Origin of the sequence: Aeromonas sp. S15(2024), from assembly GCF_041402265.1 — a bacterium.
Taxonomy (GTDB): domain Bacteria; phylum Pseudomonadota; class Gammaproteobacteria; order Enterobacterales; family Aeromonadaceae; genus Aeromonas; species Aeromonas dhakensis.
Genome location: NZ_JBGLQY010000001.1, coordinates 865,215 through 875,033, shown reverse-complemented (window position 1 = coordinate 875,033; position 9,819 = coordinate 865,215). Strand labels below are relative to the sequence as shown.

Sequence of the window (9,819 nt, the reverse complement as noted above, 5' to 3'; positions counted from 1 at the left end):
CACAACCGTCGAGGTGAGCGAGTCATTGGGGCATACCACATCCAGCATGTGAACGGATATCACCGGCGGTTGAAGGGGTGGATGGAGCGATTCCATGGCGTGGCGACCCATTACCTGAGGAATTATCTGGGCTGGCGCAGGATGCTGGAACGTTACGGCAGGGAGGTAAATACCAAGATGTGTTTGCATGAGGCGCTAGGGCACCCCATACAACACGTAATTGGGACATAGCCTTTTTTATGGCCCTTTCATGGCCATCAGCCCACTAGGCTGACAAGTAAATCCCTGCCAGCGTTGCCAGGCCATCGCTCCTCTGCCCCTCATGGCCAGCGCTGTCCCGACTGGCGAGATCGTGAGCATCACTGCCGCCTTGTGCGACGTCAATGCTCGATACCAACCGCAGGCCAAGAGTCGTGACCCATCACTGTGCTCATGCCTTGAAATGATGGACCAACAAAAACAGTCAACCCGGCCGAAGCCGGGTTGACTGTTTGCCTGCAGCAACAGGCCATGACACGGCACCCAATCTGGTGCCGATACCGCTATTACGCCAGGCGGAAGCGGCCTATGGTCTGACGCAGGCCGGCGGCCAGCTGGCTCAGTTCCAGGCAGGCACGGGCGGTGTGATCGGCCCCAACGGCAACCTCGTTGGAGGATTCGTTGATCCGCTCCACGTTGCGACCCAGCTCATCGGAGACCGCGTCCTGCTCGCCGCAGGCACTGGCGATCTGAATGGCCATGTCGGCAATCTGGGCGACCGCCTCCTCGATTTGCTGGATGCCGTCGCTGGTCTGCTCGCTCTGCTCCACGCACTGGCGGATCATCTCGCAGCTCTGGCCGGTCACCTCTTTGGCCTGGTTGGCACGTGCCTGCAGGGTTTCGATGATGGCAACGATCTCGCCGGTAGAAGCCTGGGTGCGACCCGCCAGGGTACGTACCTCGTCGGCAACCACTGCAAAGCCGCGGCCCTGCTCACCGGCACGGGCCGCCTCGATGGCGGCGTTGAGTGCCAGCAGGTTGGTCTGATCGGCGATGCCGCGGATCACGTCCACCACCACGTTGATCTGGGCGGATTCGCGCTCCAGTTCGGTGACCAGGGTACCGGCCTGCTCGATCTCCTCGGCAACCCGGGTGATGGCCATCAGCGAGCTCTGCACATCCTGATTGCCGCGGCGTGCCAGGGCATTGGCGGAGCTGGCCGATTCAGACGCCGTCTCGGTGTTGCCTGCCACATCGGCCACGGTGGCCTTCATCTGGGCCATGGCGGTGGCAACCAGCGAGATCTCCTGCTGCTGGCTCTGGATCCCCTGTGCCGACTGCTCGGAGACCGCGCTCACCTCTTCGATGGCGGCGCCCAGCTGGGTCACGGCCGCCACAACCTCTTCAATCAGACCGCGCAGGTTGTCCTGCATCTTGAGAGACGCCTTGGCCAGCATGCCCAGCTCGTCACGACCGATGTGCTGGCGATCCAGCTGATGAGTCAGATCGCCGGCGGCGATGGCGTTGGCCTGGGCAACCACGGCCTGCAGCGGCAGGCAGATCTGGCGGGTCAGGAACCAGGTCATGGCCACCATGAACAGCAGCAGGCTACCGATGCTCACCATGGCAAAACTGGTCACCATGTTGACACTGTCAAGCAGGCTGCCGCGGTTCTCTTTGACGAAGCCGAGGTTCACTTCCACCAGGCCATTGACCGCCTGTTCCAGCTCGCCATAAATGGGGTTGGACTGGAACAGCTGCACCTTGGCCTGCTCCAGCTGGCTCTGTGCCAGCAGTTGATCCACCAGATTGACCGAGTTCAGGTAGCGTTGCCACGCCTGCTTGGCGCCGTTGAACACCTGACGCTCATGGGCGGCACCGACCGTGGCCTCATAGCCCCGGAAGGCCTGCTCGACTTTCTGGACGTTGGCCTGGATGCGGCCGCGACGCGCCTGCAGATCGGTGGCGTCATCCACCATCAGCAGGGCAAACTGGGCGCGGCGCACGTAGGATACGTCGTAGAGCAGGTTCTCGACCGAGAGTACGCTCGGCAGGGTGGAATCGGTAAAATTCAACACGCGATCGCGCACGCCGCGCAGTTCGCTGGAGAGAAAAATACCGAATATCACGTTGACGGCGGCAATGACCGCAAAGACCACGGCAATCTTTTTGCCGATAGACAGATTTTTGTAAAACATGGTGGCTGGTGATCCTCGACTGCTGACAAGCAGGTGCACAGTGGCGATCACATCCGTATGAACTGGTAACCCGGGCTTTCCTGACGGGAGATGGGACGTTGCGAAAGACCAAGGGAAGGGTGGGTTTCGCGAGGGCGGCACTTTACCACAAACCTGCCTACTCCTTCACCAGCTTTCGCCGCAACAAAGCAAGTTGTTTTTCCATACAACCAGATCTTCGTCACAAATTATTCAAGACGACCAAATCATTTCAAATAGTTAGCTGATGAATGCAATCGATGTCCCGGCATGGACAAGTGAGGCCCGGCTCGCTGTAATGCAAGAGTCCCCGGATGGCGCCGCGCCATTCCTGCCGTCAAGCAAAAGAGGTGATCTTCATGGATAACGCGTCAGCCCTGCCCCTTTCCTCTTGGTCAGCCCAGCTGCGCGAGCAGCTGCGGGCACGCCCGGTGATCGCAATCGGCCTGTTCGTTGCTTTGGCGGCCGTCATGCTGTTGCTGCTGCAAAGCCTGGTGATGCTGGCCGCCGGCGACATCAGCCCCGGCGTTCGCTATGGCCTTATCGGTGGCCTGGCCGGCTTTGCCGCCACCGCGCTTGGCGCCCTGCCTGCCCTTTTTCTGCGCTCGGTTCCGCAACGGGTAGAAGACAGCATGCTGGGCTTTGCCGCCGGCATGATGCTGGCAGCCAGCGCCTTCTCCCTGCTGCTGCCGGGGCTCGAGGCGGCAGAGGGGATCACCGGCAACGGCTTTCTCGCCGCCGCCGTGGTGGTAGTCGGCATGACCCTCGGGGTACTCCTGATGCTGGGGCTCGATCAATTCACCCCCCATGAACACGACAAGACCGGCCCCTGCGGCCCCGGTCACGAGAGCTGCTCCCGGGTCTGGCTGTTCGTGTTTGCCATCGCCCTGCACAACCTGCCGGAGGGAATGGCCATCGGGGTGAGCTTCTCGCAGGGTGACATGTCGGTGGGCCTGCCGCTCACCACCGCCATCGCGTTGCAGGACATTCCGGAAGGGCTGGCGGTGGCGCTCGCCATGTGCGCCGCCGGTTTTCGCCCCGGCATGGCCGTGCTGGTTGCCATCGGCAGCGGCCTGCTTGAGCCGCTCGGCGCCCTGCTCGGCGTCGGTCTCTCCAGCGGGATGGCCATTGCCTATCCCATCGGCCTCGGGCTGGCCGCCGGCGCCATGCTGTTCGTGGTCTCCCACGAGGTGATCCCCGAAACGCACCGCAACGGCCACCAGACCCACGCCACCCTGGGCCTGATGGCCGGGTTTGCGCTGATGATGACCCTGGATACGGCACTTGGTTGATAAGGTTCTGATATATGGCGTAATGTTTCAGCACTAGCGCCGCGACATCCGCAGGCAACGTCGCATTTTCCCACACATCGAGGGCCAGCATGACATGATATTCCGGGTGATGGTGCTGGGTTGTCTGCTGGCAGTCACTCACCGGGCCGTCAACGCCACCGAAATCTATCGCACGGCGGCGCAGCCCGAGTCCGCTCCCAAATACACCCAGATGGCGGATGGCCGCATCGGGGGGCTCTGCGTCGAACTGTTTCGATTGATGGAGCAACAGGAGCCTGCCCTGCGCATCGAGGGGGATCAGCACTTTATCCCCCTCAAGCGGCTGGAAAAACGGGTGCGCTTCGGCCAGCTCGACTTCCTCTGCGGCGTGGGCGACAACCCGGTCCGCCGCAACCACTTCCTCTATCTGCAGCCCCCCATCTTCACCGTACGCTACCACCTGGCGGTGCGCAGCGACGACCCGGTCGAGATCCACCACTGGGACGACGTCAGGGCGCTGGGTAATGCGGGGATAATCCTCGTCAATCACGGCAGTGGCGCCATCGAACGGCTGCAGGCTATACAGGGGCTCATCATCGACAGCGGCGGGAGCAGCAGCGCCGCCAACTACGACAAGCTGCTGATGAAGCGCGGACGCTTCGTCTACTACCGCTCACCCGGTATCGAAGCCGATCTGCAGCGCCATCACCTGAGCGACCAGATCCGCATCCTCCCCACCGCCATGGAGACCATCCCCTTCTACATCCTGTTTTACCAGCGCACCGCCCCTGCCCGCCTGGCCCTGTTTACCAGCACCCTGCAACGGTTGGCGGACCGCGGCGAGCTGGCCAGATTGGCCGAGCGCTATCCTTGAGTGGACCTTCCCACCCGCCAGCATCGGAATGCTCGGCGCCATCGCCAACTTTTGTTATGATCCACAACAACTTATTCGGCCGCATGGCCATCAAGACGAGGTGAGTGATGAAAGTAGGTATTATCGGCGCCATGGAACAGGAAGTGGCCCTGCTGCGCAGCCAGATGAGCAACCCGACCACCCTGCAACTGGGCGGCTGCGAGTTCTATCAGGGCACCCTGGCAGGCAAGGAGGTGATCCTGACCCGCTCCGGCATCGGTAAAGTCGCCGCCAGCGTCGCCACCAGCCTGCTGCTGGAAAAATTCGCCCCCGACTGCGTCATCAACACCGGCTCTGCCGGCGGCTTTGCCCAGGACCTGCACATAGGTGACGTGGTGATCGCCAGCGAGATGCGCTTCCACGATGTCGACGTGACCGCCTTTGGCTACGAGATGGGCCAGATGGCGCAGCAGCCTGCCGCCTTCCCCTGCGACGAGCAACTCATCGCCGTCGCCCAGGCTTGCATTGCCGAACAGGGCAAGCATCAGACCAAGGTTGGCCTCATCTGCACCGGCGATCAGTTCATGTGCAAGCCGGACGCCATCGCCAAGGCTCGCGCCGACTTCCCGCAGATGCTGGCGGTCGAGATGGAAGGGGCGGCTATCGGTCAGGTGTGCCACATGTTCAAGGTGCCCTATCTGGTGGTGCGTGCCATGTCCGACATCGCCGGCAAGGAACAGGTTGAATCCTTCGATGCCTTCATCGAGGTGGCCGGCAAGCACTCTGCCGAAGTGATCATCAAGATGCTCGGCAAGCTGTGATCACACTCATCACACTGGAACAGATGGCCGCCACTCCGGCGGCCATTTTGCTCGGGGCCGCGCTGCTGGAGGCCATCGTGCCCTGGCCGGCCCACTATCGGCTCTCCGCCGTCGTGCCCCTGCTGACTCGGCTGGGTCACAAGGTGTGTCGCCCCGATGGCGCCCCCGGTCAGCAACTGCAGGCCGGTCTGCTGGCCATGCTGATTGTCTGGCTGCCGTGCGCCGCCGGACTCTGGGCGGTGCGCAATCTCTCGCTCTCGGAGCCGCTGTTCGATCTGCTGTTTCTGCTGTTGATGCTGGAATCGCGTCCGCTGCGGGAGCTGGCCCGTGCCACTCGCGCGCTGACAGACCAGGATACTCTGGTGGTGGCCCGGCTGCAGGCCGCCCCCTGGCTCAGACGCGACACCGGTAAACTCTCCCTGATGGGGCTTGCCAAGGCGGTCAGCGAAAGCTGCGCCCTGCGCCTGATAGGACAATGGGCCGGCCCGCTACTGGGGTTCGCCCTGGCAGGTGTGCAAGGCGCCCTGCTGTGGCGCCTCGCCCAGTTGATGAATCAGGGCTGGAGCCCGAAACTGCCAGCCTTTGCCCACTTTGGCCGGGCCGCCGCCGTGCTCTACCAGGCCCTGTGTACCCCTGCCATCTTGTTGCTGGCGCTGCCCTTGTGCCTGACCCAGCTGCGCAAGCTGGCCAGCCGATTGCGTACAGCCATGCTCTGGCCCTACCCCGCCATGGGAATACTGCTGGCGCTGCTGTCCGGCTCGCTGGGCTGCAAGCTCGGTGGCCCCCGTTACTATCAGGGCAGCTTGATCCGTTTTCCCGTGTTTGACGCCGCCGCCGAGCCGGATGTCGGTACGCCCCTGCGCCTGCTAAACCGCCTGCAACAAGCCGGTTGGAGCTGGCTGACGCTGGCATTGCTGCTCACTGTGCTGGAGCACCTGCATGGCTAGATGGCTCACCCTGCTCTGCCTGTTGTGCATGTCGCCAGCCCTGCTGGCCGGCCCGCCGACACGCATCGTCAGCCTCACCCCCCACCTGACCGAACTGCTGTTTGCCATCGGTGCAGGGGATCGCATCGTGGCCACCGACGATGCCTCCGATTATCCGCCCGAGGTCAAGCGCCTGCCCCAGGTGGCCAACTATCGCAGCATCAATCTGGAGGCCCTGCTGGCCCAGAACCCCGACCTGATCGTCGCCTGGCGCTCCGCCCAATCCCGCATGCTGGCCCCCATCGAGCAGTTGGGGATCCCGGTGTTCTATTCAGAACCGACCGACTTTGCCTCCCTCGCCACCGAGATGCGGGCCTTGGGAAAAACATTGGGGGTGGAAAAAACCGCCAATGCCGAGGCCGATGCCTATCTCGCCCGCCTGACCACCCTTGGCCAGCGCTACGGCAAACCCAAGCATATCAAGGTGTTCTACCAGCTCTGGTATCCACCGCTCACCAGCGTCAGCGGCAACGCCTGGCCCGCCCAGGCCATCGAGTTGTGTGGCGGGGATAACCTGATGGCGGATGCCCCCACTCCCTATCCCCAGGTCAGCCTGGAGCAGGTGATCAAGGCCAATCCGGCACTGATCCTGGCAGGGAGTCAAGACGCTGACGCCCTGCGCCACTGGCAACAGTGGCCCATGGTGGATGCCGTTCGCCATCAGCGTCTGCAACTCATCAACTCGGATGAGCTGCACCGTTTCACCCCAAGAGCGCTCAATGCGGTGGAGCAGATATGCCGGGCCATCGCAGACGTACAGTAACCGCGCCTGTAAAGCCCGCAGCTCATCACTCGTACAATAAAAAAACACCGGCGTAGGCCGGTGTTTTTTTATGCAGCAAACATGTGATGAGGTATAGCCGTTACTTCTGCTTGAAGATATCCAGTCCGACGAAGTAGACGGAATCGTGTCGCTGGAAGGCATCGGCATAAATCGGCTTTGCATCGTCGAAGAACCGCTCGAGTATCGCCTCGGCCTCTTTCACCTTGGCTTCGAACTTGTCAGGCGCTGCGTCAATCAGGGTCATCATCAAGCCGATGATGTTGGCGTAGAAATAGTTCATCGAGCCGATCAAGACACGGTAGAGATGGCAATCACGGCTCATCAGCAAATAGAGCAGATAGTCGTGGTGACGCTGCATCATGGCCAGTATGTCATTGTGTTCGTATTTGACCGTCCGCCAGTCGGTACGCAACTTCTCCAGCAGATCGTCAAACAGCGTCACATTGAGCGCGGCAGTAAAATCCACGCTGGTCATGTCGAACGGCTGGAAACAGCGCGCCAGCAGCTCATCGAGCAAGGCGATCTTGTCCAGCTCCGGGCTGCTGATGTGCAAGGCGTCGACCCCTTGAGGGATGGCGCCTTCAATGTAGGCCCCATCACTGCAATTCAGACAGCGCATATCCGGATGGCTTGTCAGCACGCGCGTCATGTTATGGATTGCCAGGCCAAACAGATGATTGATCCGCACTTCCCCGCCCAAATTGCCCGGTGCCGGGAAAGTACCTTTCAGATTCTCGTTGTACTTGGCTTCTCTCTTCTCGTTGTAATAGAGACTCAGAGTGGAGTGATGCTTGTCTGCGTACTTGTAGCCATTGTCTATTCCGAACAGGTATACCTGTTTGAACCCGAGCAACGCCGCATAATTGAGGCCGGTGTTGCCAACGAAGGGGTTGGAGAATTCAATGGACTCATACTCGAAAGCCTGACCAAACCGGCTGACCAGCATGGCAAACATGGGCTCGTTGGGCTTGAAGCTCAGACCCGTCTTGCGGAAGAAGGTCTTGCACTCGGGGTGGATCACGTCAACGCTGAGGAAGACCGCATCCTTGAGGAAATCATCCGCATTGAGGATGCGCAGGAAATCCGCCGAGCTCTTGGTGCGCTCCACCGCCACGTAGATGTCCGGTTTGATACCCGCCTTGTGCAGCGCACTGACGGCCGTGCCGCAGGCAATGATGATGGCTTGCCGTTGATGCTGCCGGATGAATTCGATGCTCTGATCCAGCGACGGTCCGTTACCGACCACGAATACCGGCACCTGCTCGACCAGCGAGGTATCCCGCTCTCGCTTCAGGAAAGGCGTGCCATCCTGCAGATGGGTGTGACTGTGGGCCAGCGCATAAATATTGTCATCGAAAAAGCCCCAGCCCGTCTTGAGCAGATACAACTCACCCTCTGCCTTGTCGATCAAGGCATGCAGCTTGGGTGAGTGGTAGTGACAAAACGAGAAATAGCTCGCCGACCAGAATGCCCCTTTGCGATGCAGCGCCTCCATCATGTCGGCAACCAGCACCTGTTCATCGACTCCGATGAACAGGTGCAGACTCAGCGACTCCTGCTCCATGTATTCGAGCAACTTGTGCCAATCGAAGCAATAGAGCGAGGCGTAGAACATATCGAGGTCGGGCTCGAAGGCAAACAGATTCCGAACCCGGCACCGCTCATACAAGTAGCCCAGCTGATAACCCAGTCCGATCCCGTACATGAAGGACAAGGGAATGTCGGCATCCAGCGCCTTGCGAAGCGGCAAGCCTTCCAGCGACACGTTCTCCTTGAGCTCGGAGATGGCATTGTTGTAGGCGATATGAATTTGCCCTTCCAGATACCACTGAGGCACGAAGTCGATACATTGCAATACGCTATGTTCGATCACCTCGGCAATCTGGGCCTGTGCTTCGGCAAAGGGATCATCGCCATAGAGGGAGACGTCATCGTCCAGCCAAAGAACATTTGGAACGCCGTTCTCGTTGCAGAAAAAGCGGAAGGGTCTGACCGGCTGATACTCTTTGAAAAATGCATGTATTCCGGGCATATATTTTTCAAAGGCAGCCATATTGAGTTCATGGCGAACGGGCAGCACCTCCAGCATGGCGGCTTCCTGCTCTTTCTGCCTGGCTAGACGGGAGAGCTCATGCTCGGCATCTTTGATGTTCTTGTTAAAATCCATTCGGTACTCAACCCGCATTCATCTTGTAAAGGCCCGCCACGCGACCAGCCTTGGAAAATTGGCGCAATTCATCCTCTGCCAGGTGTCTCGCATTCGTTATCAGCGCATGGATCATGTGAAACTGAGACAGGGCTTGCTGCTGCTCTGCATTAAGATGACTGTCAGCTGGGATATGCTCGAAAACCTCGTTCAGGGCAGCGAGATAGTGCTCCATTTGCACTTCCGCTGCCGCCAGCTCATTTTGCTCCAACAGCAACCGCAAACGGCTGCCGTGGTTCATCAAGCCGGACAGCTTGGCATCATTCATTCCGCACGACCTGCTTTTTGCTGGGCAATGGCCTTGTCGCGCTCTTCGACCGGAATCGCATCCCAGCCACTCTTGACTGTCAGCATCAGGTTCATCACCTCGTCGATGGCGGCCATGTCCATATCACGACTGGCATCCATCATGCGCACCTTCATGTAGTCGTAGAGCGCAAACAGATCTTCCGGCACCTTGCCATAGGAGAGGTCCAGCGAGTCCTGCAAGCCGTTGATAATGGCCATGGTTTTGGAGATGGACTGGGACTTGGCTTCGAAATCACGACGTTCGATGGCACCACGGGCTTGGGCAAGACGCTCGAGGCAACCCTGCATCAACAGCTGGATCACCCGGTAGGGATCCGCCACCGCCAGCTCGGACTGCAGATTCTGGGTGGTGTAAGCCTTGATATTTTTCCGATACATAAGAGGCACGGCTCCT

General features: G+C 60.2%; 9 protein-coding genes and 1 pseudogene. 6 read left to right on the top strand and 4 right to left on the bottom strand.

The window, feature by feature from the left end:
- Nucleotides 1-231: pseudogene (locus ACB033_RS04085) on the top strand (IS1595 family transposase); the annotation flags it as partial.
- A 314-nt stretch (nt 232-545) separates the two neighbouring features.
- Here ACB033_RS04085 and ACB033_RS04080 read toward each other — a convergent pair.
- Nucleotides 546-2,177 (bottom strand): methyl-accepting chemotaxis protein, encoded by a 1,632-nt coding sequence (locus tag ACB033_RS04080; protein WP_162519897.1) that lies wholly within the window; start codon nt 2,175-2,177, stop codon nt 546-548.
- A 377-nt stretch (nt 2,178-2,554) separates the two neighbouring features.
- Between ACB033_RS04080 and ACB033_RS04075 the strand changes: the two genes are divergently transcribed.
- The 5 genes from ACB033_RS04075 (at nt 2,555) to ACB033_RS04055 (ending at nt 6,889) form a co-directional block, all read left to right on the top strand.
- Nucleotides 2,555-3,487, top strand: coding sequence for a ZIP family metal transporter (locus ACB033_RS04075; RefSeq protein ID WP_026139236.1), 933 nt, complete (start codon nt 2,555-2,557; stop codon nt 3,485-3,487).
- A 94-nt stretch (nt 3,488-3,581) separates the two neighbouring features.
- Nucleotides 3,582-4,340 (top strand): ABC transporter substrate-binding protein, encoded by a 759-nt coding sequence (locus tag ACB033_RS04070; RefSeq protein ID WP_139725617.1) that lies wholly within the window; start codon nt 3,582-3,584, stop codon nt 4,338-4,340.
- Nucleotides 4,341-4,447: 107 nt separating this feature from the next.
- Nucleotides 4,448-5,140 (top strand): 5'-methylthioadenosine/S-adenosylhomocysteine nucleosidase, encoded by a 693-nt coding sequence (mtnN, locus tag ACB033_RS04065; protein WP_017765936.1) that lies wholly within the window; start codon nt 4,448-4,450, stop codon nt 5,138-5,140.
- Nucleotides 5,137-6,087, top strand: coding sequence for a cobalamin biosynthesis protein (locus tag ACB033_RS04060; RefSeq protein ID WP_162519898.1), 951 nt, complete (start codon nt 5,137-5,139; stop codon nt 6,085-6,087). The genes mtnN and ACB033_RS04060 overlap by 4 nt, the downstream gene beginning before the upstream one ends.
- Nucleotides 6,080-6,889: a cobalamin-binding protein gene (locus ACB033_RS04055; protein WP_139725618.1), complete on the top strand. Its 810-nt coding sequence runs from the start codon at nt 6,080-6,082 to the stop codon at nt 6,887-6,889. The genes ACB033_RS04060 and ACB033_RS04055 overlap by 8 nt, the downstream gene beginning before the upstream one ends.
- Before the next feature lie 100 nt (nt 6,890-6,989).
- On the opposite strand, the gene ACB033_RS04050 is transcribed toward ACB033_RS04055, so the two are convergent.
- Genes ACB033_RS04050 through fliS form a run of 3 tightly spaced genes read right to left on the bottom strand, consistent with a single transcriptional unit; the run spans nt 6,990 to nt 9,803 of the window.
- A complete protein-coding gene (locus ACB033_RS04050; protein WP_162519899.1) occupies nt 6,990-9,077 on the bottom strand; it encodes a 6-hydroxymethylpterin diphosphokinase MptE-like protein in 2,088 nt (695 codons plus the stop codon).
- Between the two features lie 7 nt (nt 9,078-9,084).
- Nucleotides 9,085-9,384: a hypothetical protein gene (locus ACB033_RS04045; protein WP_010634330.1), complete on the bottom strand. Its 300-nt coding sequence runs from the start codon at nt 9,382-9,384 to the stop codon at nt 9,085-9,087.
- Nucleotides 9,381-9,803, bottom strand: coding sequence for a flagellar export chaperone FliS (gene fliS, locus ACB033_RS04040; RefSeq protein WP_010634331.1), 423 nt, complete (start codon nt 9,801-9,803; stop codon nt 9,381-9,383). Before fliS ends, ACB033_RS04045 begins: the two co-directional genes overlap by 4 nt.
- Between the last annotated feature and the right edge of the window lie 16 nt (nt 9,804-9,819).